General features: G+C 62.7%; 22 protein-coding genes. 13 read left to right on the top strand and 9 right to left on the bottom strand.

The window, feature by feature from the left end; genetic code table 11:
• The first annotated feature begins 96 nt into the window (after window positions 1-96).
• The 13 genes from FEZ63_RS09900 (at window position 97) to FEZ63_RS09840 (ending at window position 15,055) form a co-directional block, all read left to right on the top strand.
• Window positions 97-1,209 (top strand): microcin C ABC transporter permease YejB, encoded by a 1,113-nt coding sequence (locus tag FEZ63_RS09900; RefSeq protein ID WP_150943799.1) that lies wholly within the window; start codon window positions 97-99, stop codon window positions 1,207-1,209.
• 1 nt (window position 1,210) lies between these two features.
• The gene (locus FEZ63_RS09895) at window positions 1,211-2,374 is read left to right on the top strand and encodes an ABC transporter permease (protein WP_150943797.1); all 1,164 of its coding nucleotides are present in this window, start codon (window positions 1,211-1,213) and stop codon (window positions 2,372-2,374) included.
• The gene (locus FEZ63_RS09890; protein ID WP_150943795.1) at window positions 2,371-3,999 is read left to right on the top strand and encodes an ABC transporter ATP-binding protein; all 1,629 of its coding nucleotides are present in this window, start codon (window positions 2,371-2,373) and stop codon (window positions 3,997-3,999) included. The genes FEZ63_RS09895 and FEZ63_RS09890 overlap by 4 nt, the downstream gene beginning before the upstream one ends.
• Window positions 4,000-4,015: 16 nt before the next feature.
• Window positions 4,016-5,017, top strand: coding sequence for a cation diffusion facilitator family transporter (locus FEZ63_RS09885; protein ID WP_150943793.1), 1,002 nt, complete (start codon window positions 4,016-4,018; stop codon window positions 5,015-5,017).
• Window positions 5,018-5,082: 65 nt separating this feature from the next.
• Complete coding sequence (locus tag FEZ63_RS09880) at window positions 5,083-6,303, top strand: phosphopentomutase (protein ID WP_150943791.1); 1,221 nt, start codon at window positions 5,083-5,085, stop codon at window positions 6,301-6,303.
• Between the two features lie 182 nt (window positions 6,304-6,485).
• Window positions 6,486-7,748: a GTP cyclohydrolase II gene (locus FEZ63_RS09875; protein WP_150943789.1), complete on the top strand. Its 1,263-nt coding sequence runs from the start codon at window positions 6,486-6,488 to the stop codon at window positions 7,746-7,748.
• A 96-nt stretch (window positions 7,749-7,844) separates the two neighbouring features.
• Window positions 7,845-9,098 carry a URC4/urg3 family protein gene (locus tag FEZ63_RS09870; protein ID WP_150943787.1) on the top strand — a complete coding sequence of 418 codons (1,254 nt, stop codon included), beginning with the start codon at window positions 7,845-7,847 and terminating at the stop codon, window positions 9,096-9,098.
• A 36-nt stretch (window positions 9,099-9,134) separates the two neighbouring features.
• Entirely contained in the window at window positions 9,135-9,764 is a 630-nt protein-coding gene (upp, locus tag FEZ63_RS09865; RefSeq protein ID WP_150944183.1) for a uracil phosphoribosyltransferase, read from the top strand.
• Between the two features lie 48 nt (window positions 9,765-9,812).
• Window positions 9,813-10,739, top strand: a complete 927-nt coding sequence (locus tag FEZ63_RS09860) for a 2-dehydro-3-deoxygalactonokinase (protein ID WP_150943785.1) — start codon at window positions 9,813-9,815, stop codon at window positions 10,737-10,739.
• Window positions 10,740-10,840: 101 nt separating this feature from the next.
• Window positions 10,841-12,340 (top strand): phosphomannomutase/phosphoglucomutase, encoded by a 1,500-nt coding sequence (locus FEZ63_RS09855; RefSeq protein ID WP_150943783.1) that lies wholly within the window; start codon window positions 10,841-10,843, stop codon window positions 12,338-12,340.
• Window positions 12,341-12,408: 68 nt separating this feature from the next.
• On the top strand, window positions 12,409-13,791 hold the full coding sequence (locus FEZ63_RS09850) for a leucyl aminopeptidase family protein (RefSeq protein ID WP_150943781.1): 1,383 nt from the start codon (window positions 12,409-12,411) through the stop codon (window positions 13,789-13,791).
• Window positions 13,792-13,847: 56 nt separating this feature from the next.
• Complete coding sequence (locus tag FEZ63_RS09845) at window positions 13,848-14,195, top strand: MarR family winged helix-turn-helix transcriptional regulator (RefSeq protein ID WP_150943780.1); 348 nt, start codon at window positions 13,848-13,850, stop codon at window positions 14,193-14,195.
• Entirely contained in the window at window positions 14,192-15,055 is an 864-nt protein-coding gene (locus FEZ63_RS09840) for a C40 family peptidase (protein ID WP_150943778.1), read from the top strand. The genes FEZ63_RS09845 and FEZ63_RS09840 overlap by 4 nt, the downstream gene beginning before the upstream one ends.
• On the opposite strand, the gene deoA is transcribed toward FEZ63_RS09840, so the two are convergent.
• From deoA to FEZ63_RS09795, 9 genes are all read right to left on the bottom strand, one after another.
• On the bottom strand, window positions 15,052-16,368 hold the full coding sequence (deoA, locus tag FEZ63_RS09835; RefSeq protein ID WP_150943776.1) for a thymidine phosphorylase: 1,317 nt from the start codon (window positions 16,366-16,368) through the stop codon (window positions 15,052-15,054). The genes FEZ63_RS09840 and deoA overlap by 4 nt on opposite strands.
• 1 nt (window position 16,369) lies before the next feature.
• Window positions 16,370-17,131 carry a deoxyribose-phosphate aldolase gene (gene deoC, locus FEZ63_RS09830; RefSeq protein ID WP_150943774.1) on the bottom strand — a complete coding sequence of 254 codons (762 nt, stop codon included), beginning with the start codon at window positions 17,129-17,131 and terminating at the stop codon, window positions 16,370-16,372.
• Window positions 17,131-17,946 (bottom strand): purine-nucleoside phosphorylase, encoded by an 816-nt coding sequence (locus FEZ63_RS09825; RefSeq protein WP_150944181.1) that lies wholly within the window; start codon window positions 17,944-17,946, stop codon window positions 17,131-17,133. The genes deoC and FEZ63_RS09825 overlap by 1 nt, the downstream gene beginning before the upstream one ends.
• A 5-nt stretch (window positions 17,947-17,951) precedes the next feature.
• Window positions 17,952-18,356 carry a cytidine deaminase gene (locus FEZ63_RS09820; RefSeq protein WP_150943772.1) on the bottom strand — a complete coding sequence of 135 codons (405 nt, stop codon included), beginning with the start codon at window positions 18,354-18,356 and terminating at the stop codon, window positions 17,952-17,954.
• Window position 18,357: 1 nt separating this feature from the next.
• Window positions 18,358-19,263, bottom strand: a complete 906-nt coding sequence (locus tag FEZ63_RS09815) for an ABC transporter permease (protein WP_150944180.1) — start codon at window positions 19,261-19,263, stop codon at window positions 18,358-18,360.
• 2 nt (window positions 19,264-19,265) lie between these two features.
• Window positions 19,266-20,369: an ABC transporter permease gene (locus tag FEZ63_RS09810; protein ID WP_150943770.1), complete on the bottom strand. Its 1,104-nt coding sequence runs from the start codon at window positions 20,367-20,369 to the stop codon at window positions 19,266-19,268.
• Complete coding sequence (locus FEZ63_RS09805) at window positions 20,366-20,800, bottom strand: VOC family protein (protein ID WP_150944177.1); 435 nt, start codon at window positions 20,798-20,800, stop codon at window positions 20,366-20,368. Before FEZ63_RS09805 ends, FEZ63_RS09810 begins: the two co-directional genes overlap by 4 nt.
• Entirely contained in the window at window positions 20,800-22,323 is a 1,524-nt protein-coding gene (locus FEZ63_RS09800) for an ABC transporter ATP-binding protein (RefSeq protein WP_150943768.1), read from the bottom strand. Before FEZ63_RS09800 ends, FEZ63_RS09805 begins: the two co-directional genes overlap by 1 nt.
• A 115-nt stretch (window positions 22,324-22,438) precedes the next feature.
• Window positions 22,439-23,440: a BMP family lipoprotein gene (locus FEZ63_RS09795; RefSeq protein WP_150943766.1), complete on the bottom strand. Its 1,002-nt coding sequence runs from the start codon at window positions 23,438-23,440 to the stop codon at window positions 22,439-22,441.
• Between the last annotated feature and the right edge of the window lie 86 nt (window positions 23,441-23,526).

Below are 23,526 nucleotides of genomic sequence, written 5' to 3'. Positions count from 1 at the left end.
TGGCGTTCCACTCTATGTTAGGATAGGGCTTGAACGACCTGTCCGGCTGTGTGACCCCCATTTAGGCCGCATGAGCCGCAAAACCGAAAGAGCCTGATGCTCGCATATATCGCGCGCCGCATCCTTCTCATGATCCCGACGCTGTTCGGCATCATGCTGATCTCGTTCGCCATCGTGCAATTTGCTCCCGGCGGCCCGGTCGAGCGGATCATCGCGCAGCTCCAGGGCCAGGATTCCGGCGCAACCTCGCGCATCTCGGGCGGAGGCGGCGATTTTTCGGGAGGGCAGAGTACGACGGGCGGCGGCGTGTCCGACCAATCCTCGTCTCGCTATCGCGGCGCACAGGGACTCGATCCGCAATTCATCAAGCAGCTCGAAACGCAGTTCGGCTTCGACAAACCGGCCCCTGAGCGCTTTTTCAAGATGCTGTGGGACTACGCGCGCTTCGATTTCGGCAAGAGCTATTTTCGCGACATATCGGTGTTGCAGCTCATCGGCGAAAAGCTGCCGGTCTCGATCTCCCTCGGCCTGTGGATGACACTTCTCTCCTACGCCATCTCGATCCCGCTCGGCATCAGAAAAGCCGTCAAGGACGGCTCGTCCTTCGATGTCTGGACATCAGGTGTCGTCATCGTCGGCTATGCGATCCCCGGCTTCCTTTTCGCCATCCTGCTGATCGTGCTTTTCGCCGGCGGCTCGTTCTGGCAGATCTTCCCGTTGCGCGGGCTGACATCCGAGAATTGGGCGCAGCTCTCGCTCGGCGGCAAAATCCTTGACTATCTCTGGCACATCACGCTGCCGATCATCGCCATGGCGCTCGGTGCGTTCGCGACCTCGACCCTGCTGACGAAAAATTCCTTCCTCGACGAGATCCGCAAGCAATATGTCATCACGGCGCGCATGAAGGGTTTGTCCGAGAGGCAGGTTCTTTACGGCCACGTCTTCCGCAATGCCATGCTGATCGTCATCGCGGGCTTTCCGGGAGCTTTCATCGGTGCGTTCTTCGCCGGCGCGCTGCTGATCGAGACCATCTTTTCTCTCGACGGGCTGGGGCTTCTCTCGTTCGAGTCGATCGTCAACCGCGACTACCCGGTGGTGTTCGCCAACCTCTACATCTTCTCGCTCGTCGGGCTTGCGGTCAATCTGCTCTCCGATCTCACCTACACCTGGATCGACCCGCGCATCGATTTCGAGACACGGGAGGTGTGAGATGAATGAAACCATCACTCTCCCGTCACCCGCGCAAGCGCCCGTCGCGCCGCCGCTGCCGAAGCAGGGTGTGATCAAGCTGTCACCGCTGAACCGGCGCCGATTTCAGAACTTCAAGGCCAATCGACGCGGCTACTGGTCGTTCTGGATTTTTCTTGTCCTGTTCGTTCTGAGCCTGTTCGCCGAGTTTCTCGCGAACGACAAGCCCATCCTCATCTCCTACAAAGGCGAGCTGCTGTCGCCGGTTCTTGTCGATTACCCTGAGGAGAAGTTCGGCGGTTTTCTAGCCCAGACCGATTACCGGGATCCGGTCATCTCGAAGGAGATCGACGAGAACGGATGGATTCTCTGGGCGCCGGTCCGCTTCTCCTACAACACGCACAATCTCGACCTGCCCGTTCCCGCGCCCGCTCCCCCCACCTGGATGCTGAGCGATGAGCAATGCCGCCCCATCGCTCAGCGCAAAGGCGGCGTGGGCTGCCGCGACATCGAATGGAATTGGCTTGGCACCGATGACCAGGGCCGCGACGTGGTGGCGCGGCTGATCTACGGCTTTCGCATCTCGGTGCTGTTTGGTCTCATCCTGGCCGGCATCTCATCCGTCGTCGGCGTACTGGCCGGCGCCGTGCAGGGCTATTTCGGCGGCTGGGTCGATCTGATCTTCCAGCGTTTCATCGAGGTCTGGACGGCCATCCCCGCCCTATATCTTCTCATCATCATCTCGGCGATCATCACGCCAAGTTTCTTCGTGCTTCTCGGCATCCTGTTGCTGTTCTCGTGGGTTTCCCTCGTCGGCGTCGTCCGCGCCGAATTCCTGCGCGCCCGCAACCTCGAATACGTGCGCGCCGCGCGCGCCTTAGGCCTCTCGAACACGGCGATCATGTTCCGGCACCTGTTGCCGAACGCGATGGTGGCAACGCTGACCTTCCTGCCGTTCATTCTCAACGGCTCGATTGCGACCCTCACATCGCTCGACTTCCTCGGCTTCGGCCTGCCACCGGGTTCGCCTTCGCTTGGCGAAATGCTCGCGCAAGGCAAGGCCAACCTGCAGGCGCCGTGGTTGGGGTTGACCGGCTTTTTCGTGATCGCTCTCATGCTGAGCCTGCTGATTTTCATCGGCGAGGCGGTGCGTGATGCGTTCGATCCGCGCAAGGCGTTCCAATGACCGAGCCGCTTCTCTCCATTCAGGATCTGTCCGTCGCCTTCAGGCAAAGCGGCAACGACACGCTGGCGGTGGACCGCATCTCGTTCGACATCCAGCACGGCGAGACAGTGGCGCTGGTGGGCGAATCAGGATCCGGAAAGTCCGTCTCGGCGCTCTCCATCCTCAAGCTGCTTCCCTATCCTTCGGCCCATCACCCGTCCGGTCGCATTTTGTTCAAGGGCAACGACCTGATCGCTGCCGATGAGAACGCCATGCGACGGGTGCGCGGCGAAGACATCACGATGGTGTTCCAGGAGCCGATGACATCGCTCAACCCGCTCCACACCATCGAGCGGCAAGTCGGTGAAATTCTCAAAGTCCATCGCGGAATGTCCGATCGGGATGCGCGGATCCGGACGCTCGAACTCATGTCGCTTGTGGGAATCCGCGACGCGGAGAGCAGGCTCGGCGCCTATCCGCATCAGCTTTCCGGCGGGCAGCGTCAGCGCGTGATGATCGCCATGTGCTTGGCAAACGAGCCGGACCTCCTCATCGCCGATGAACCAACGACGGCGCTCGACGTGACGGTGCAGGCACAGATCCTGAAATTGCTGGCGGAACTGAAGAGCCGGTTGAACATGTCGATGCTCTTCATCACCCACGACCTCGGCATCGTGCGAAAAGTGGCGGACCGCGTTTGCGTGATGTTGAAGGGCCAGATCGTCGAACAGGGACCGGTCGAGGAGGTGTTCGGCAACCCGCGGCACGAGTACACCAGGAAACTCCTCGCCGCCGAGCCGAAAGGCCGCGCCAATCCTGTGCCGCGCGATGCGCCGACGGTTGTCGAAGCTGGCCCCATCAAAGTCTGGTTTCCCATCAAGCGCGGCTTCCTTCGCAAGACCGTCGGGCATGTGAAGGCGGTGGACGGTGTCTCGGTTCGCATCCGAAAGGGCGAGACGGTGGGGGTTGTCGGCGAGTCAGGCTCGGGCAAGACCACGCTCGGGCTCGCCGTCATCCGGCTGGTTTCGTCCGAAGGGCCGATCGTCTTCCTCGGCAACCGCATCGATGGTTTGCGCTCGAACGACATCCGCCCGATGCGCAAGGACCTTCAGGTGGTGTTTCAGGATCCTTATGGTTCGCTGTCGCCGCGCATGTCCGTCGCCGAGATCGTGGCGGAAGGGTTGCAGGTTCAGAACAAGGATCTGAGCTATCTGGAGCGCCGCGATGTCGTGGCACGCGCTCTGTTCGACGTCGGCCTCGATCCGGCGACCATGGACCGCTATCCGCATGAGTTTTCCGGCGGCCAGCGGCAGCGCATTGCGATTGCCCGCGCGATGGCGCTGGAGCCCCGCTTCATCATGCTCGATGAGCCGACTTCGGCGCTCGACATGTCGGTGCAGGCGCAGATCGTTGAACTGCTGCGCGACCTGCAGAAGCGCCGTGACCTCGCCTACATGTTCATCAGCCACGACCTGCGGGTTGTCCGTGCCCTGGCGAACCACGTGATCGTGATGCAAAATGGCAAAGTCGTCGAAGAGGGCTCGGCCGAGCGCATCTTCGAGGCACCGCAAACCGATTACACGCGCGCGCTTTTCGCGGCCGCCTTCAATCTCGAAGCGGACGTTATCGACGCGGTCCGGCAATAACCTCAGCAACAGGCCCATGCACACGCATCATCATCACGCCGGTCATTCTCACGGACACGCTCACCCGACAGGGCATGGACGCGCCTTCATCATCGGCATCGTTCTCAACCTAGCGTTCGTCGTCATCGAGGCGACCTATGGTTTCCTTGCGGATTCGATGGCGCTGCTGTCGGATGCCGGGCACAACCTGAGCGATGTTCTCGGCCTCGCGATCGCCGGGGGCGCAGCCCTGCTGGCCAAACGGGGCGCCACACCACGCTTCACCTATGGCTTGAAATCCAGCACGATTCTGGCGGCGCTCTTCAACGCGCTGCTCCTGCTCGTGGCGGTTGGCGGCATCGTATGGGAATCGATCGAACGGCTGCTCAACCCCGCCCCCGTCGCGGCCGTCACGGTGATGATCGTCGCCAGCATCGGGATCCTCATCAACGGGTTCACGGCGTGGCTTTTCGTCCGCGGCAGCCAGGATGACATCAACATCCGCGGGGCGTTCCTGCATATGGCGGCCGACGCTGCCGTGTCGCTCGGGGTGGTTCTTGCGGGTGCGTTCATCCTTTGGACGGGAGCAACCTGGATCGATCCCTTGATCAGCCTCGTCATCGCCGGCGTCATCGTCTGGACCACCTGGGATCTGCTGCGGCAATCGTTGACATTGTCGCTGCAGGGGGTGCCGAGCAATATCGCCATGCCGAAGGTCCGGGCAGCGCTTGAAGCATTGCCCGGCGTCGCGCGGATTCATCATCTCCACGTGTGGGCCGTGAGCACGACCGAGACAGCCCTCACCGTGCACCTCGTCATGCCGGGCGGCCATCCCGGCAACGACTTTTTGTCCGCCGCGCAAAAGTCTCTGAAAAGCCGATTCGGCATCGGTCATGCGACGCTTCAGATCGAAGTCAGCGGTGTGACAGAGCATGGCGGGCACGAGACTTGCCCTCTCGATGCCGAGGATCATGCGCATCATGACCACGCGCATGACCCGGCGCGTGGGCACGCTCATTCCGGCGGCCACAAGCATTAGCCTTTTGCTCGGCCGCATTGTAATGCCGTATCGATTACGTGTCTGCCAAGACGAAGGACGTCACCATGCCGCGTGCTCTCATCATTGTGCTGGATTCCGTCGGCATCGGCGGCGCGAAAGATGCGCATGAATACGGCGATGCCGGCGCCGACACGGTCGGGCACATCGCCGAAGCCTGTGCGGCGGGCCGGGGCGATCGCGCAGGCTTGCGGCAAGGGCCGCTCCGGCTGCCGCATCTGTCGGATCTCGGCCTCGGCCTTGCCTGCGAAGCCTCGACCGGCCGCATGCCGCAAGGGCTCGCACCTCCGGGCCCGGTTACGGGGGCATGGGGTTACGGGGTGGAGACGTCGAAGGGCAAGGATACACCCTCCGGCCACTGGGAAATCGCCGGTGTGCCGGTCGATTTCAACTGGGGCTACTTTCCAAACACCATTCCGTCCTTTCCCCCCTTTCTCACCGATGCGCTGATCGCACGCGCCAAGCTGCCCGGCATCCTCGGCAACAAACATGCCTCCGGCACGGAGATCATCGACGAATTGGGTGCCGCGCATCTCGAGACAGGCAAACCCATTTGCTACACGTCGGTCGACAGCGTGCTGCAGATCGCAGCCCATGAGGAAAGCTTTGGGCTCGAACGGCTTTACGACCTTTGCCGGATTGCGCGCGAACTCTGCGATCCGCTCAACATCGGGCGCGTCATCGCGCGGCCCTTCGTCGGCTCGGTGGAAGGCGGGTTCAAACGCACCGGCAACCGCAGGGATTTCGCCACCCAGCCGCCCAGCGACACCATTCTGGACACGCTCATAAAAGCTGGGCGAGCAGTCGTCACAATCGGCAAGATCGGCGACATCTTCGCCCATCGCAGCACGGGTCAAGAGATCAAGCCGCACGGCAACGATGCCTGCCTCACGGCTGCCATCGAGGCCATGAGCCATCTGCCGGATGGCGGCCTCGTCTTCGCCAATCTCGTCGATTTCGACAGCGAGTACGGCCACCGCCGCGACATTCCGGGTTATGCGGCGGCTCTCGAAGCGTTCGATCGTCGTGTGCCTGAGATCAGGGCGTCCCTGCGCAAGGGCGACCTTGCCATCATCACGGCCGATCACGGCAACGATCCGACATGGCGCGGCACCGACCACACCCGCGAGCACGTGCCCATCCTCTGCTTCGGGCCGGAGGTCGAGCCCGGATCCATCGGGCGGCGAGCGAGTTTTGCGGATATTGGCGCGCAAGCGCTTGCGCATGTTGGTCTTCGCCCACCCGGAAAAGGGGAGCCTTGGCCCTGAGGCGGTCAGGTCCGACCCAAGCCGGTGGCGGCGCATTCCCTGAGGCGAGGTCGCGTCGATTGCAGCGGCATTCTAAGCCGTTGACGCCGCCGTTACTTTGGATCAGATTCTGACAGATCGTCAGGAGGCTCTCCGCACGATCGTCTGGGGAGTCTTCCCGCTCTTGCGTGGAAGATGAGTTAATGAATTCGCCCAACCGCTCGACGCATATCAGGCTGACCTCCCATCCCGAGCCGAACACCGCCACCGCGCGACGCCCTGTCGCCTGGGCTGCGGGCGATCCGAAGGCGCGCGGGCCCATTGTCGGATCGGTGACCAATCCGGCGGACCGCAACGTCATCGGCGCCCATGGCGGGTCTTATGCGCTCTACCGCGCGCTCGCGATCTCGGCCCGTGCGCTCAATCCGCTGACCCGGCCTGATCTGCACAACACCCACCCCACCGCCACCATCGGCCCGCATCCGCAATGGTCTGAGCCCGGCAAGATCGTTTCGCTCGACCCTTGGGGCCACATGGTGGGTGAGATTTACGCCGAGGAAATCGCCAGCGGCATCGATATCCGTCCGACCATCGCCATCACGAAGGCGCGGCTGAACATGCCGGAAATCCTCGGCGCCATGAGCGCCAAACGCCTGAAGGCCGACGGGGTCGTGCTGCACGAAACGGGCGACATCTCCGTCACCAAGGTGGCGATCGATCCGGTCTGGTATCTGCCCGGCGTGGCGGCGCGGTTCGGCACCTCGGAAGGCGAATTGCGGCGCACCCTGTTCGAACAGACCGGCGGCATGTTTCCCGAGCTGGTGACCCGTCCGGACATGAACGTTTTCCTTCCCCCCATCGGCAACATCACTGTCTACATCATGGGCGACGTGACCGGCTTGGGTGATCCGAAGCGGCGTATCGCCTGCCGCGTTCACGACGAGTGCAACGGATCGGACGTGTTCGGTTCCGACATTTGCACTTGCCGCCCTTACCTGGTGCACGGCATCGAGGAATCGGTGCGGGAGGCGCAGAACGGCGGTGTCGGCGTCATCGCGTATAATCGCAAGGAGGGCCGCGCGCTCGGCGAAGTGACGAAGTTCCTCGTCTACAACGCCCGCAAGCGCCAGGAAGGCGGAGATTCCGCCGCAACCTATTTCGAGCGTACGGAATGCGTCGCAGGCGTTCAGGATGCGCGGTTCCAGCAACTCATGCCCGATGTGCTGCACTGGCTCGGCATCCGCCGCATCGATCGGCTGATGTCCATGTCGAACATGAAATACGACGCCATCGTGGGTTCGGGCATCGAGGTCGTCGAGCGCGTGCCCATCCCGCCCGGCCTCGTGCCGCCCGACGCGCAGGTGGAGATAGAAGCCAAGAAGGCGGCTGGCTACTACACCTCCGAAGGCCCGTCCGACGCCTCCGATCTCGATCAGGTCAAAGGCCGCGATCTGGAGCGCTTCTAGCGCTTAACCTTGACTTGAAGTCGTTCGGGCGGGGACGTCCCCGACAAGCGGGGATGTGTGATATCGCTTCCCTTCAGTGAGCGAGCGGAGCTTGGCGTGGCGGAACAGTCGATCCTTACTTCAGAGGCGCAGGCGGCGAAAAGCCTCTTGAGCGCAGCAGCCGTCCGGGAGCGCGCTCACCGGATGCTGCAACTGGCGCTGGACGATCGCCTCGATCATTTTCGCGTCGATCTCAGACGCCTTGATGCCTGCGCCGACGAGGTCGTGGCGACGATCCGGGATGCTTATCCGTCCCTTGAGATCCCCTTCCATGCCCGATGGCGGCATTTTTCGGCCGGCGGTCATGAGAGATGGGGCGCAGTCATGCACAGCGCTCCCTGGGCCGAGGCTGGTCAGATGGGACGGGCCGCCTTCGATCTCGCCATCGTGTCGGTTCTGCTCGATGCCGGCGCCGGTGCTGACTGGTGCTACATCGAGGGACGAACGGGCGAGACCTATAGCCGATCCGAAGGTCTGGCCGTGGCAAGCTTCGACATGTTCATCGCCGGGGCCTTCTCGAGCGATCCAGAAGACCCTTTCCGCGTCGATGCCGACGTGCTGCTCACGTTGACGGCGGATGACCTTGCAGCGGGTTTTCAGGTAACTCCGGCAAATCCGATCATCGGGCTGGAAGGACGGGCGGGCCTGCTCAACCGACTTGGGCGCACGGTCGTCATCAATCCCGACATTTTCGGCCAGCACGACAATCCGCGGCCCGGCGGCCTGTTCGACGTCATCGTGGCGACCGCGGAGGAGGACCGGATCAGGGCCACGTCCATCCTCGATGCACTTCTGACCTATCTCGGTCCGATCTGGCCCGGACGGATTGCGCTCGCCGGCACCGACCTGGGCGATACGTGGCGACATCCCGCACTCCAAACCCATGATTCGACCGACGGCCTGGTGCCGTTCCATAAACTCTCCCAGTGGCTCTCCTACTCGTTGATCGAGCCGCTGGAATGGGCGGGCTATACCGTGGTGGACATGGACGAACTGACGGGACTTCCCGAATATCGCAACGGCGGCCTTTTTCTGGATACCGGCGTCATCGCCCTGAAGGACTCGACCGAGGCGGCGAAACCCCACACGGTCGATTCCACCCTCGTGGTGGAATGGCGGGCGCTGACGGTGGCTCTCCTCGATTTGATCGCCGATCCGATCCGGCAGAAACTGGGCCTGGACCCGAGTCGCTTCCCGCTCGCAAAAGTGCTCGAAGGCGGCACCTGGGCGACGGGACGCCGGCTGGCGAAGGAACGGCGAGGCGACGGCTCGCCCCCTCTCGCTGTCATCAGCGACGGGACGGTTTTCTAGGTGGCTGACAAAATGACAACAAATGAGGGCAAGGCCATGCAGGGCGTTACCGTAGTCGATCATCCGCTCGTTCAGCACAAGTTGACGCTGATGCGGGAGAAGGAGCGGTCGACAAAGGGTTTCCGGCAGTTGCTGAACGAGATCGGCATGCTGTTGTGCTACGAGGTCACGCGCGACCTGCCCATCGAGCGGATCAAGATCGAGACGCCGTTGACCACCATGGAGGGCGCTCAGATTGCCGGCAAGAAGCTTGTCCTGGCGCCGATCCTGCGCGCAGGCGTCGGCTTTCTCGACGGTATGTTGACTCTCGTTCCGGCTGCCCGCGTGGCCCATATCGGTCTTTATCGTGATCCCGAATCGCTGCAGGCGGTCGAGTATTATTTCAAGGCGCCGTCGGATCTCGCCGATCGCATGGTCCTTGTGCTCGATCCGATGCTGGCGACGGCGAACTCGGCTGTGGCGGCGATCGACCGGCTGAAGGAGCGTGGCGCGAAGGATCTGCGCTTCGTTTGTCTGCTGGCGGCCCCCGAGGGCATCGAAAAGCTGCGCGGTGCTCATCCGGATGTCCATATCTGGACTGCCGCCATCGACGATCACCTGAACGACCACGGCTATATCCTGCCGGGGCTCGGGGATGCGGGCGACCGCATGTACGGAACGCGCTGATCCTCTGGCCGGTTAAGTCTTCGTCGAATCTGAGCGGGGAAAGTTGCCTTGCGTTTCATTGTTGCCGATTGGGGAACGACGCGCTTTCGCGCCTATCTGGTTGAGGACGAGACGATCCTTGACGAGGTGGCATCGGAGGACGGCGTTTCCGCCTTGCAAACGGGTCAGCATCGGGACGTGTTTCTCCGCAATTGCGGCCGTTGGCTGGGCGCCGAGCCTGATGCGCCGGTCCTGCTCGTCGGGATGGTCGGCAGCCGTGAAGGCTGGGTCATGGCACCCTACGCGACGTGCCCTGCGGGACCGGTCGAGATCGCCCGTGCGATGATCCCAGTGGAGATCGGCAACGGCCGAAACGCCTACATCGTGCCGGGGCTTTTTTGCGAGCCGGCCCCGAAGGCCGCCGATGTGATGCGTGGCGAAGAGACGCTCGTGCTGGGGTCCGGCGTCCGGGACGGCCTTATCTGCTCTCCGGGCACCCATCCGAAATGGATCACCATGAAGGATGGGCGCATCGAGCGCTTCGCCACCTACATGACCGGCGAGATGTATTCGCTGCTGCTCGAACATTCGATGATCGGCCGCCCGGCGACGGAACCAGAGGATCCAGCGGGCTTCGATCTCGGTCTTGACGCAGCAGAACGCAATTCCGGCGCGACGGGGGACCGGCGCGTCGGGCTTCTCCACCTTCTGTTCGGTGCTCGCGCGGCCGTCGTCTCGGGCCACATGAAACCGAACCTTCTCCGACCTTACCTGTCGGGACTTTTGACCGGAGATGAACTGAACGGCGCCTTGTCGCAATTTCGTCACCCTTCTCCGGTGACTATCTTGGCCGATCCACCACGGGCCGATCTCTACATGCGGGCATTGGCGCGCCGCGGCGTTGAAACGACCATGAGATCTCCCCGAACGGCTCTCCTCGCGGGATTGACCCGTATTCTCCGCGAGGGCGCCATGACCCAAGGTCAGGCTTTCTGACCCATCTCGCCCACCCTATTTGCCATGGTGGGTGGTCAGCACTCATTCATCGCGGTACCCTAAAGGTCACGCACCGACCCACCTCCACATCCGGATGGACCATGTTTCCCAAGCCCCAAGTCGCCTTGTCGCCCAACACCTTTGAGTATGAATCATTTCCTCTCGTGAAGCCGACCGGATTCCGCGAATACGACGCGCGCTGGCTCTTCGAGAAAGAGATCAACCTGATGGGAGTTCAGGCGCTCGGGATGGGTCTCGGCACGCTCGTCCACGAGATGGGGGTTCGCCCTGACATCGTGACCGGCCACGACTTTCGAGGCTACTCGTCGTCCATCAAATATGCGCTGATTTCCGGCATGATGGCCGCAGGTTTGCGCGTGAAGGATGTGGGCCTCGCGCTCTCGCCGATGGCATATTTCGGCCAGTTCGAACTCGATTGCCCGGCCGTCGCCATGGTCACCGCCTCGCATAACGACAACGGCTGGACCGGCGTGAAGATGGGCGCGAACCGCCCGATGACGTTCGGGCCCGAGGAAATGGGCCGGCTCAAGGACATCGTTATGAACGCAGCCTTCAAGCTGCGCGAGGGCGGCGCCTATGAGTTCGTGGCCAATTTCCGCGACCGCTATATCGCCGATCTCACCGACCGGCCGAAACTGAAGCGCAAGCTGAAGGTCGTGGCCGCATGCGGCAACGGCACCGCGGGCGCGTTTGCGCCGCAGGTGCTGGAGATGATCGGCTGCGAGGTCATCCCGCTGGACGTCAATCTCGACCACACGTTCCCGCGCTATAATCCCAATCCCGAAGACATGAAGATGCTGCACGCGATCGCCGACAAGGTGCGCGAAACCGGCGCCGATGTTGGCCTCGGCTTTGACGGCGATGGAGACCGCTGCGGCGTCGTCGACAACAATGGCGATGAGATCTTCGCCGACAAGATCGGCGTCATGCTGGCGCGCGACCTGTCGAAGCTGCACGCCAATGCGCAATTCGTCGTCGACGTTAAATCCACCGGCTTGTTTGCAACCGATCCGGTGTTGAAGGCGCAAGGAGCGAAGACCGATTACTGGAAGACCGGGCATTCCTACATCAAGCGCCGCGTCAACGAATTGTCGGCGCTGGCAGGTTTCGAGAAATCCGGCCATTTCTTCTTCAACAAGCCGGTCGGACGCGGCTATGACGATGGCGTCCTGACGGCCATCGCCGTTTGCGAAATGCTCGACAGAAATCCCGGCAGGTCGATGGCCGACCTCTACAACGCCGTGCCCAAGACGTGGGGTTCACCCACCATGGCGGCAAAATGCGCCGACGAGGTGAAGTATGGCGTCGTCGATCGCGTGGTCGAACGCTTCGCGCAGATCAGCCGGAATGGTGAGAACGTCGGCGGGCATCCCATCGTCGATCTCATCACCGTCAACGGCGTGCGCGTCGTGACCGATGACGGCACCTGGGGTCTCGTGCGCGCATCCTCCAACAAACCCGAACTCGTCGTCGTCGTCGAAAGCCCCGTCTCCGAGGCGCGGATGCGCGACATGTTCAAGGTCGTTGACGACGTGCTGCGCGAAAACGCGGAAGTCGGCGCGTATAACCAGACGATCTGACATTTCGAACAATGCCCGGCGCGGGTTGTTCCCGCCGGGCAGTGCCTTTTTCATTTCCGAGTGTCCTCATGGCTCATCCGCTCCTCGCGTCCCCTTCCGAATCCTCGCTTCCGATGTGGCTTGCGACCGAAAGCAATTGGCACGGCATTTGTGAAAGCCTGCCTGCCAGCGCGCGAACATTCGCGAAAGCTCAAGGTTTTGAAGGCAAGGCCGGAAGCCACTGCCTTTTGCCGGATTCCAATGGCGGACTTGCAGGCGTCGCATTCGGTGTCGATGGTGACGAGGCGGGACGGGCCGATCCATTTCTCGTGGGGAAGCTCGCCACACTGTTGCCCGAGGGCGTTTACAGGTTCGAAACCAGGTCGGCGGATCCGACTCTCGCGGCCCTGGCATGGTTGCTGGGTTCCTATGCGTTCAACCGCTACCGCAATCGCGCTCCAAAATCGGTGAGACTGGTCGTTCCTGAAGGGGTCGACGCGGATGAGGTTTCGCGCATCGCTGATGCGGTGAACAACAGCCGCGATCTCGTCAACACGCCCACCAGCGATCTCGGGCCGGATGGAATTGAAGCCGCCGCCAAAACTCTGGCCGACAGGCATGGCGCATCATTCGCCAGCATCATTGGTGACGATCTGCTCAAACAGAACTTTCCGATGATCCACGCGGTCGGGCGTGCATCGGCCGTTGCGCCGCGCCTGATCGATTTCACGTGGGGCAACACATCCGCGCCGCGTATCACGCTTGTCGGCAAAGGCGTGGCGTTCGATACCGGCGGCCTCGATATCAAGCCCCCATCCTCGATGCTGATGATGCGCAAAGATATGGGCGGCGCGGCCGCAGCGCTCGCGCTTGCCGACATGATCATGGGCGCGAAGCTGCCCGTTCGGCTGCGGGTGCTGATTCCGGCCGTGGAGAATTCGATTTCGAGCAACGCGTTCCGGCCAGGCGACATTCTGGCGAGCCGCAAGGGCATCAGCGTGGAAATCGGAAACACGGATGCGGAGGGCCGGCTCATTCTTGCCGACGCGCTGACGCTTGCCGACGAGGAAAGCCCTGAACTCATCGTCGATTTCGCCACCCTCACGGGGGCGGCGCGCGTGGCGCTGGGGCCGGAGCTGCCGCCGTTCTTTACCGACGACGACAGCTTGGCGGCGGAGATCGCCTCGCACGGGATCGCAGTGAACGACCCGGTCTGGCGGCTGCCGCTTTGGTATCCCTATCAATCGCTGCTCGACTCGAAATTCGCCGACATGAACAACACCGGCGGACCAATGGCGGGCTCGGTTACCGCCGCCCTCTTCCTCCGCAGGTTCGTCTCGGTCGCCAAGGCCTACGTCCATTTCGACATCTTTGCGTGGAACAACGCCACCCGGCCGGGGCGGCCCGAGGGTGGTGACGTGCAGGCGGCGCGGCTCATGTTCTCGCTTCTGAAGACACGCTACGGTTCGTGAGGCTTGCGCCCTCATTTCGGGTGCAATAATACGGATCCGAAACGAATGGGGCAGCGATGCCTGTTGAACTTCGGCCCTCGCAAAGTCTCCGGCTCTGGCACGATGTCCATCTCGACCTCGTGCATCAGGGCGGGGACCTGTCGTCGCGCCAGATGGCCATCCTGTTGACGATCTATCTTGAATCGCCGCCGCACACCGTGCGAGGGCTTGCACAGAAGCTCGGCGTTACCAAGCCGGTGATCACGCGGGCGCTCGACACGATGGGAAAGCTCGACCTCGTGTCTCGACGTCGAGACGAACGCGACAGGCGCAACGTCATCATCCAACGCACAGTCGCCGGCGCCTTGGCGGTGGAACGTCTGGGGGATATCATCTCAGTCCGCGCCAAGGAATTACCGCGATGAATTTCGACCGCCGCATCACGCCCTTCCGCACCGATCTCGCCGCCGAGCGGCTGCGTGGTCAGGTCGAAGCGGAGCGGTACACAACCGGAATCCCGAAGCGGCTCACCACGTCGTTCCAATCCTTGCATCGCCATCCCTCTGCCGATGCTCCCATCGACACGCAGGTCCTGTTCGGAGAAGTGGCGGACGTGTTTGAAGAGCGTGAGGGCTGGGCCTGGGTTCAATTGCAGGACGACGGCTACGTAGGCTATCTCCCGGCGGGTTCGCTCGGCGATGCTGGGACGCCGCCGACCCATCGCATCAAGGCGCTTCGCACGTTCGTTTATCCCGGTCCGAACCTGAAGCTGCCGAACCAGGGATTGCTGACGTTGAACAGCCGCGTCACCGTCACGGAAATCGAGGGCGAGTATGCGTGTCTCGGCACCGGCGGATACGTGATGGCGGCGCATCTGAGCGACGTCAGCGAGCACGAGACCGACTTCGTCGCTATTGCCGAACGCTTCCTCCACACGCCGTATCTTTGGGGCGGGAAAACCAGCATCGGCATCGATTGTTCGGGTCTTGCGCAAATATCTCTTCTCGCAGCAGGCATTCACGCCCCGCGTGACAGCGACATGCAGGAGAGTGCGCTTGGCACGCCCGTCGCAATCCGGCCGGATCTGAGTGGCCTGCAGCGCGGCGATCTGGTGTTCTGGAAAGGTCACGTGGCGATCATGCTCGACGAGACTCGTATGGTCCACGCGACCGGCCACACCATGACCGTCTCGATCGAACCGCTCGCCGTCGCCGAGGAGCGCATCCGGACCGTCAGCTACGGTCCCATCACGGCGATCAAACGCCTGTCGACGCTGGGCGCTTAAGCGCCGATCCGCTCCAGCACGGTGTCCTTGCTCTCTACCGGACCTTCGCCGAGCGTGTAGGCGCGCTGCAGCGCACGCGCAGCAGCGTCCGCCTCGGCTTCCGTCCGCGCATGCACGATGCCGAGGGGACGCTCGTGGTCGACCTGTTCGCCAATCCCCGCAAGATCCGTCAGACCAACGGCGTGGTCGACGGCGTCCTGTGGGCGCGTCCGACCGCCGCCCAACGCAACCACGGCGACGCCGGTCTCGCGCGTTCGGATCGCATGGACCGTGCCGTGCCGCTCGGGATGAACGGCGCGGACGACCGGTGCGGTTTTCAGGTGGTGTTTCGGGCGCTCGACAAGATCGTGCGGCCCGCCGAGCGCCACCACCATCCGCTGGAAGATTTCCGCTGCTCTCCCCGATGCGATGGCGTCTTCGATCCTGGCGCGCGCATCGGCGATATCCGCCGCGAGTTTTCCGAGGACGAGCATCTCCGCGCTCAGTTCCACCGTCACTTCATGGAACCGTGCCTCGCGCCGACGGCCGGAGAGATAGTCGGCGATGTAGGCCACTTCGACGGCGTTGCCCGCATGCGATGCCAGCGGCTCATTCATGTCGGTCAGCAACGCGCTCGTGGGCAAGCCCGCGCCGGTCGCAACCAGCACGAGGCTTTCAGCGAGCTTGCGGGCGTCGGCGGCATTATTCATGAACGCGCCCGAGCCGAATTTCACGTCCATCACGAGGCCATGCAATCCCGCGGCGAGTTTTTTCGACAGAATGGAGGACGTGACAAGGTCGATGGATTCGACCGTCGCCGTCACGTCACGAATGGAATAGAGGCGCTTGTCGGCAGGCGCGAGATCGGCCGTCTGCCCGATGATGGCGCAGCCCACCTCACGGGTCACACGCCGAAAAGTCTCGATATCCGGTTGGGACATGTAGCCGGGAATGGAATCGAGCTTGTCGAGTGTCCCACCCGTGTGACCCAGCCCCCGACCGGATATCATCGGCACGTAACCGCCGCACGCGGCAACCGCGGGAGCCAGCGCGAGACTGACCGTATCGCCGACGCCGCCGGTCGAATGTTTGTCCAAAACGGGACCAGGAAGATCCCACGTGAGAACTTCGCCCGAATCCCGCATCGCGCATGTCAGCGCGACCCGCTCGGGAACGGACAGGCCGCGGAAGAACACCGCCATGGCGAAGGACGCAACCTGGCCCTCCGAGACGCGACCGGACGTCATGCCTTCAACGAAGCTCTGGATCTGCTCGGCACTGAGTTCACCGCCATCGCGCTTGCGGCGGATGATTTCCTGCGGAAGAAAGTTCATATCAATAGGCTCCGGCGGGCATCGTTTCGGCCCGCCCTTCGATGATGGCGATCAATGCGTCATAGATACTGCTCGCGCCGATGCGGAAGGTTTTCGGCGTGGCCCAATCGGGACCCATGATGCGATCGGCAAGGTCGAGATAGATTTTTGCATCGGCCAGAGTACGGATTCCACCGGAGGGCTTCAGCCCCACAGGTTGGCCCGACGCTTTGATGGCATTCAGCATGATCTCGGCGGCGTCAGCAGTCGCGGAAACGGGCGTTTTTCCCGTCGAGGTCTTGATGAAATCAGCGCCCGCCAAAATCGCCAGGCGGCTGGCCTTTTCGATCAGCGCAGGCTCGACCAGCTCGCCGGTCTCAAGGATCACCTTGAGGAGGCGGCCCTGATCGACCTTCTCGCGCACCGCCTCGACCATAGCGATGGCAACCGCGAGATCGCCGCGTCGCACCGCATTGTATGGCAGAACGAGATCGATCTCGTTTGCGCCGTCTGCCAGCGCCTCGCCCACATCGTCGCAAACACGTGCTACATCCTCACGGCCAGCGGGAAAATTGACGACCGTTGCGACGCGAACCGCCGAGCCCTTCAACGCATCGGCCGCCTGCCGGACGAATTGCGGCCAGATGCAGACCGCAGCGACCGGCCCGTGCGGATCCATCGCTTTGCCGCAAAGCACATCGATTGCCGAGTCTGTGCAGTTATCGGTCAGATCGGTGAGGTCGAGGCTGCGCAAGGCGCGTGTGGCAATTTCAACGTCGGGCATCACCGAAGCTCCGCAACGAATGAACGAACGAGGCGCTTGAATTCTGCCGAGGCTCCGGCCGCCGTATCCTTGGTTTCCTGATGCGATGGCGACGCGCCCTCGATTCCGGCGGCGAGATTGGTCACCAGCGAGATCGCCGCAACCTTGAGACCATAATAACGCGCGAGAATGACTTCCGGCACCGTCGACATGCCGACAAGATCACCGCCCAGAATCCGGGTCATGCGGATCTCTGCCGGTGTCTCGAAACTCGGGCCCGACAGCCACGCATAAACACCCTCCGGCACAACGATCCCGGACCTCTTGGCCGCGCGCTGCAACGTCTCGCGCAGCGCCGCATCGTAGGCGTCGGTCATCGACACGAACCGTCCCTCGGTGTGATCGCCCATGAGCGGGTTTGCACCGGAAAGGTTGATGTGGTCGTTGATCGCCACCAGGCTTCCCGGGCGGATATCAGGACGAACCGACCCGGCGGCGTTTGTCAGCACCACGACGGGGATGCCGAGTTCCCTGATCACGCCGAGCGGCACGCGCATGGCGCCTGCGTCGCTCGTCTCGTAATAATGCGCGCGGCCCTGAAACAGCAGCACGCGCTTGCCCTCAAGCATGCCCGCAACGAGCCTGCCGGCGTGACCCGAAACGCCGCTCCGTGGAAAATGCGGAATATCCGCATACGATAGGGCGCGAGCGTCGCTCACCTCATCGACGAGCGGGCCTAATCCTGTACCCAGCACGAACGCCGCATCGAACGGTCCCGCCAGGCCACGGGCGCGAATGAAAGCAGCGGCGTCCTCAATATTCTGGCTCATCGTCATCATCTCTATCGATCGATCAGGTTGTCGGGGCCGAATGAATGCGGCAGCAATTCCTCCAGCGTGAAACTGCGCCTTATCCCGTCGGGTCCCGCCACATGAATGATTGTGTCCGGCGCGGCGAACTCGCGAATGCGCTGGCGGCACCCGCCGCATGGTGTCACGAGATGCGCGCCCTCCCCCATGACAACGATCGTTGCAATCCGGTCGCCACCGGCAGCGATCATCGCCGAAATGGCACCAGCTTCGGCGCAAGTGCCGACCGGATACGCCGCGTTCTCGACATTGCAGCCCGAAAAGATCCTGCCATCCGGCGTCGCGAGCGCGGCGCCCACCTTGAACCGCGAATAGGGCGCATAAGCCCTCGCCTGAATTGCTCGAGCGGCTTCAAAGAGAGCATCGAGATCGGACATGTCAACGCTCCTTGACATAAGGAATGCCCGACGCGCGCGGCGGCGTGGCGCGCCCGATGACGCCGGCGAGCAGGATCACGGTCATGAGATATGGCAAAGCCTGGATCGCCTGCACCGGAACTTCGCCGATGCCCGGCAGGACGATTCCCTGCAGGCGAATTGAAATTGCGTCCAGAAGGCCGAAAAGGAAGCAGGCGCCCAGCGCAGGCCATGCGCGCCATTTGGCGAAGATCAACGCCGCCAGAGCGATGAAGCCTTTGCCCGCCGTCATGTTCGGCAGAAAGCCGGCCGATTGCGCCACCGACAGATAGGTGCCGGCCAAGCCGCACAGGACGCCACCGATGATCACAGCCGCATAGCGAAGTCCGGTGACGGAAATTCCGGCCGTATCAACCGCAGCCGGATTCTCGCCGACGGCGCGCAGGCGCAGTCCGGAACGCGTTCGCCCGAGGACGAACGCCGTGAGGGGCACAGCGAGCAGCGCAAAGAACACCAGCGCTGAATGACCCAGAATCGCGTCGCCGAAACGCTGCTCGCCTTCAAGCGGCGGCGTGCGGCCGCCCTGCCCGTACCACGCATTGCCGACAATCGCAGTCAGGCCCGCGGCCAGCATATTGATGGCAACGCCGGAGACGATCTGATTGCCGCGCTGGCTGATGGATGCGAAGCCGTGAACGAGCGCGAAGGCCACCGATGCTCCCAGGCCGGCGAACAATCCGATCCACGCCGAGTCGAAGGCATGAGCCGCGGCCGCCGCCGCAAAGGCTGCCACCAGCATCTTCCCCTCAAGCCCGATATCGACGACACCAGCGCGCTCGGACCATAAGCCGGCGAGGCACGCGGCGAGGAGCGGGATCGACAATCGCAGTGCCGAATCGAGGATCGTAATGAAGCTCGTGACGTCCATGCTCATGCCCTCGCCAGAGCGGGACGTGGGAGCAGCCGCGCGACAAGGCGCCGGAACAACCCGTCAAGCGCCCCCGCGAACAGAATGATGATCCCGCCGATGACGATGATCATGTCGCGCGTGATTGCGGGCTGTTCGAACGCCAGTTCCGCACCGCCCTGATAGAGGATGCCGAAGAGCAGGGAAGCCAGCACGATGCCGGCGGGATGCGCGCGTCCCATCAGCGCCACCGCGATGCCGACAAAGCCATAGCCGGCCGTAAATTCGAGCAGCAGGCGATGCTGGTACCCCATCAACTCGTTCACGGCGAGGCCGCCGGCGAGCGCGCCCGAAATCACCATTGCGATGATGATGACGCGGGCCGGCGAGATCCCCGCATAGATCGCGGCCGTCGGGCTGGAGCCGACCACGCGGATCGCATATCCGAGCCGCGAGCGATAGATCAGAAGCCACACGGCAACACATGCCGCGAGCGCGAGCAGGAGAGTCAAATTGAGCTGCGACGGCGGGATGTCGATGCCAAATGCTGCGAATACCTCGTGCATGAACGGAATGTGCGATTGCAGCGGGAACTCGCGCGTTTCAGGGTTCATCGATTGCGGCTCGCGCAGCACGTTCACCAGCAGATACACGATGAGAACGCTGGCGAGCCAATTGAACATGATCGTCGTGATGACGATGTGACTGCCGCGCTTTGCCTGAAGATAACCCGGGACGGCCGCCCAGGCCGCGCCGAACGCGGCGGCGCCGAGGATGCCGAGCGGCGCAAGCAGGAAACCGGGCAGGAAGCTGAGATTGTTGACCGTGAGCGCAATCCCTAACCCCGCCAGCGTCGCCTGCCCTTCGCCACCGATATTGAACAAGCCCGCATGGTAGGCGACGGCGACGGCGAGGCCGACGAAAATAAAATCGGTCATGTAGAAAAGCGTGAAGCCCAAGCCTTCGCCGCTCCCAAGACTGCCCTGCAGAAGCAGTCGCGTCGCCGTCAAAGGATTTTCACCGATGCCGAGAACCACGAGGCCCGCCACCAGGAATGCCGCGACAACGGAGACGGCAGGCACCAGAACCGTGTCAGCCCATCTCGGCAGATCGATGGGGACACTCACTTGACGCTGTCCGGCAGGAACATGTGGCCTTGCTCATCGAGCGGAAACGCCGGATTCCACGCGACCTCCCAGAGATGTCCATCGGGATCGGCGAAATAGCCCGAATAGCCGCCCCAGAAAACGTCGTGCAATGGCTTGACCGCCTTCGCACCGGCCGCGATCGCCAAGGCATAAACCTCGTCCGCTTCTTCCTTCGAGCGCGCGTTATAGGCAAGCGACACCGCCGAAAAGCCGGTCGGCTTGTCTTCGATCCCGGCGTCCTCGGCAAGATCGGCGCGGCTCCACAAGGCCAGCGCCAATCCGTTGGCCTGAAAGAACACGACTTCCGGCTGGCTCGCCGACGACGCCTTCCAGCCCCATGCCTCATAGAAAGCGCGCGCTCTGGCGAGGTCGGACACGCCCAGGGTGACGAGGGTCAAACGTGGTTGCATCATGCTGCCTCATCGTTGACGCCGGCCATCAGCAGGCCAAGATCCTGTTCGCTAGCTTCGGACGCCTTGCGTTCGCCGGTAATTTGGCCGCCGCACATGGTGAGAATGCGATCGGACAGGTTCATGATCTCTTCGAGTTCCACGGAGACCAGCAGAATTCCGACACCTGCATCCCGGAGGGAAATCAGGCGGCGGTGGATGAACTCGATGGCCCCGATATCGACGCCGCGGGTCGGCTGTCCCACGAGGAGCACTTTCGGGCTGCGCTCGATCTCACGCGCCAGCACCATCTTCTGCTGATTGCCGCCGGAAAATTTCGACGTCTTCAGCCGCGGCGCCTGCGGACGCACGTCGTAATGCTCCATTTTGGCGGCGAGATCGCCGATCATGCGGGCGTGATCGAGAAGCGGGCCGCGCCCCAGCTTGCGGTCATCGGTGAAGCCGAGGATGGCGCTCTCAAATGCCTGGAAGGAGGGCACGAGGCCCATGCGCAGGCGATCTTCCGGCACATGCAGCAGGCCGAGCTGGCGCATCCGGTGCGGGTTGTGCTCGCCTGCCGGGACATCCTGACCATCGAGGCGCATCGTTCCGAGCACCGGCAGCCGCATTCCCGCGATCGCCTCCAGAAGCTCGCTCTGGCCGTTGCCGGACACGCCGGCAATGCCGACGATCTCCCCCGCGCGAACGGCAAAGCTTGCATTTGCCACCCGCAGCACGCCGCGTGAATCGATGACCGACATATTCTCGACCTCGAGCAGAGGACGGCCGGGCACGCGCTCGGATTTTTCCACCCGCAGCAAAACCCGGCGGCCAACCATGAGCTCGGCGAGTTCCGGCGGCTTTGTTGCGGCGGTCTCGATGGTGGCCACCATCTCGCCCCGCCGCATCACTGAGACGCGGTCGGTCACCGCCATGATCTCGCGCAGCTTGTGAGTGATGAGGATGACGGTCTTGCCCTGCTCCTTCAATGCTCTCAGCAGTTCGAACAAGGCATCGGCTTCAGGCGGGGTCAGAACCGCCGTCGGTTCGTCGAGAATGAGAATATCCGCGCCACGATAGAGCGCCTTCAGAATTTCGACCCGCTGCTGCAGACCAACGGAAAGGTCTTCCACCGTCGCATTCACGTCGATGTCGAGGCCGTAATCGCGTGACAGCCGCGCCAGTTCGGCGCGCACCTTTGCCTCGCCGCGACGCAACAGCACGCCGCCCTCCGCGCCGAGCATGACGTTCTCAACGACCGTGAGGGGTTCGACCAGCATGAAGTGCTGGTGAACCATGCCGATGCCGGCTTCAATCGCATCGGCGGGAGAACGAATAAGGATCGGCTTTCCGCCGACGTGGATCTCACCGGAATCGGCCTCGTAGAAGCCATACAGGATCGACATGAGCGTCGACTTGCCGGCGCCGTTTTCGCCCACGATCCCGTGGATGGTACCGCGGGCAACCGAGAGGTTCACGTCCCGGTTGGCGTGAACAGCGCCGAAGCGCTTGTTGATGGCCGTGAGTTGTATGGCGGGAGACATCAAGCCTCAAACGTTATCAAAAACACCCGCGTCAGGTCTCGACAAGAAGACATCGCACCCCGCGCAGTCCCGGAACGCCGCCATCGAAAACGGCGCTCCGGCCTTGCGTCTCAATTTACATCGGGCACTTCGAATCCGACATATAATCGTGCACCTTGATGGAGCCCGAGGTGATGCCTTCCGCGGCCTTGTCGGCGGCAGCCTTCATCTCCGGCGTAATGAGCGCCTTGTTGTTGTCATCCAGCGCCCACGCAACGCCACCTTCTTTCAGGCCGAGTATCGAGACCCCCGGCTTGAAGGTGTTCTTCTTCGCCTGATCGAACACGGTGTAGGTCGCGACATCGACGCGCTTGACCATGGAGGTCAGCATCTTGCCGGGATGCAGGCCGTTCTGGTTCGAGTCGACCCCGATGCCGAGCTTGCCTGCATCCGCGGTCGCGCGCAAAACGCCGATGCCGGTGCCGCCGGCCGCGTGATAGACGACGTCAGCTCCACGATCGATCTGGCTCTTGGCGAGCTCGCCGCCCTTCACGGGATCGCCCCAGGCTGCACCGGTCGTGCCCGTCATGTTCTGGAACACCTCGGCATCCTTCTTGGCGTATTTCACGCCCTGAACGTAACCGCAGGCGAACTTGCGAATGAGCGGAATATCCATACCGCCGACGAACCCGACCTTGCCGGTTTTTGATGCCTGCGCGGCGAGCAACCCGACGAGGAACGAGCCCTCATGCTCCTTGAACACCGTCGACTGGACGTTCGGCTTTTCGACGACTGCGTCGATGATGGCAAACTTCGTCTTGGGGAATTCGTCCGCGACCTTCTTCAGCGCCGATTCCTGGCTAAAGCCGACGGCCACGATGGGGCTGAACCCGTCACGTGCGAAGCGCCGCAAAGCCTGTTCGCGCTGTGCGTCGTTCTGCGGCTCGAAATCGCGGTAATCGGTGCCGGTGTCCTTCTTGTATTTTTCGGCGCCCATATGAACGCCCTCGTTGAAGGATTTGTCGAACTTGCCACCAAGATCGTAGACGATCGCAGGCTTGAAGGCGTCCTGCGCGAAAACGGCGGTAGCGGAAAAGGCGAGGCCTGCAAGCGCGAGGCCGAGATTGGTGGCTTTCATCGGCAATGTTCCCTGTCTGGCCCGGATTGTAACCCGGTTGCTGCCGACGATGGCATGGGAAGGGCCGTCGCGCCAAGCACCCCTGT

The sequence above is a fragment of the Microvirga brassicacearum genome, assembly GCF_008757455.1.
Lineage (GTDB): Bacteria > Pseudomonadota > Alphaproteobacteria > Rhizobiales > Beijerinckiaceae > Microvirga > Microvirga brassicacearum.
The sequence above is the reverse complement of the archived record's forward strand: the minus strand, read 5'-3'. Positions and strand labels throughout refer to the sequence as shown.

Excerpts from the sequence above, each read along its gene's own strand:
- FEZ63_RS09900 (WP_150943799.1), top strand. The coding sequence starts at position 97 with ATGCTCGCATATATCGCGCGCCGCATCCTTCTCATGATCCCGACGCTG.
- FEZ63_RS09890 (WP_150943795.1), top strand. The coding sequence starts at position 2,371 with ATGACCGAGCCGCTTCTCTCCATTCAGGATCTGTCCGTCGCCTTCAGG.
- FEZ63_RS09815 (WP_150944180.1), bottom strand. The coding sequence starts at position 19,263 with ATGGACGTCACGAGCTTCATTACGATCCTCGATTCGGCACTGCGATTG.
- FEZ63_RS09820 (WP_150943772.1), bottom strand. The coding sequence starts at position 18,356 with ATGTCCGATCTCGATGCTCTCTTTGAAGCCGCTCGAGCAATTCAGGCG.
- upp (WP_150944183.1), top strand. The coding sequence starts at position 9,135 with ATGCAGGGCGTTACCGTAGTCGATCATCCGCTCGTTCAGCACAAGTTG.
- deoC (WP_150943774.1), bottom strand. The coding sequence starts at position 17,131 with ATGCCCGACGTTGAAATTGCCACACGCGCCTTGCGCAGCCTCGACCTC.
- FEZ63_RS09805 (WP_150944177.1), bottom strand. The coding sequence starts at position 20,800 with ATGCAACCACGTTTGACCCTCGTCACCCTGGGCGTGTCCGACCTCGCC.
- FEZ63_RS09855 (WP_150943783.1), top strand. The coding sequence starts at position 10,841 with ATGTTTCCCAAGCCCCAAGTCGCCTTGTCGCCCAACACCTTTGAGTAT.
- FEZ63_RS09875 (WP_150943789.1), top strand. The coding sequence starts at position 6,486 with ATGAATTCGCCCAACCGCTCGACGCATATCAGGCTGACCTCCCATCCC.
- FEZ63_RS09885 (WP_150943793.1), top strand. The coding sequence starts at position 4,016 with ATGCACACGCATCATCATCACGCCGGTCATTCTCACGGACACGCTCAC.
- FEZ63_RS09825 (WP_150944181.1), bottom strand. The coding sequence starts at position 17,946 with ATGACGATGAGCCAGAATATTGAGGACGCCGCTGCTTTCATTCGCGCC.
- FEZ63_RS09800 (WP_150943768.1), bottom strand. The coding sequence starts at position 22,323 with ATGTCTCCCGCCATACAACTCACGGCCATCAACAAGCGCTTCGGCGCT.
- FEZ63_RS09845 (WP_150943780.1), top strand. The coding sequence starts at position 13,848 with ATGCCTGTTGAACTTCGGCCCTCGCAAAGTCTCCGGCTCTGGCACGAT.
- FEZ63_RS09880 (WP_150943791.1), top strand. The coding sequence starts at position 5,083 with ATGCCGCGTGCTCTCATCATTGTGCTGGATTCCGTCGGCATCGGCGGC.
- FEZ63_RS09840 (WP_150943778.1), top strand. The coding sequence starts at position 14,192 with ATGAATTTCGACCGCCGCATCACGCCCTTCCGCACCGATCTCGCCGCC.
- FEZ63_RS09795 (WP_150943766.1), bottom strand. The coding sequence starts at position 23,440 with ATGAAAGCCACCAATCTCGGCCTCGCGCTTGCAGGCCTCGCCTTTTCC.
- FEZ63_RS09895 (WP_150943797.1), top strand. The coding sequence starts at position 1,211 with ATGAATGAAACCATCACTCTCCCGTCACCCGCGCAAGCGCCCGTCGCG.
- deoA (WP_150943776.1), bottom strand. The coding sequence starts at position 16,368 with ATGAACTTTCTTCCGCAGGAAATCATCCGCCGCAAGCGCGATGGCGGT.
- FEZ63_RS09850 (WP_150943781.1), top strand. The coding sequence starts at position 12,409 with ATGGCTCATCCGCTCCTCGCGTCCCCTTCCGAATCCTCGCTTCCGATG.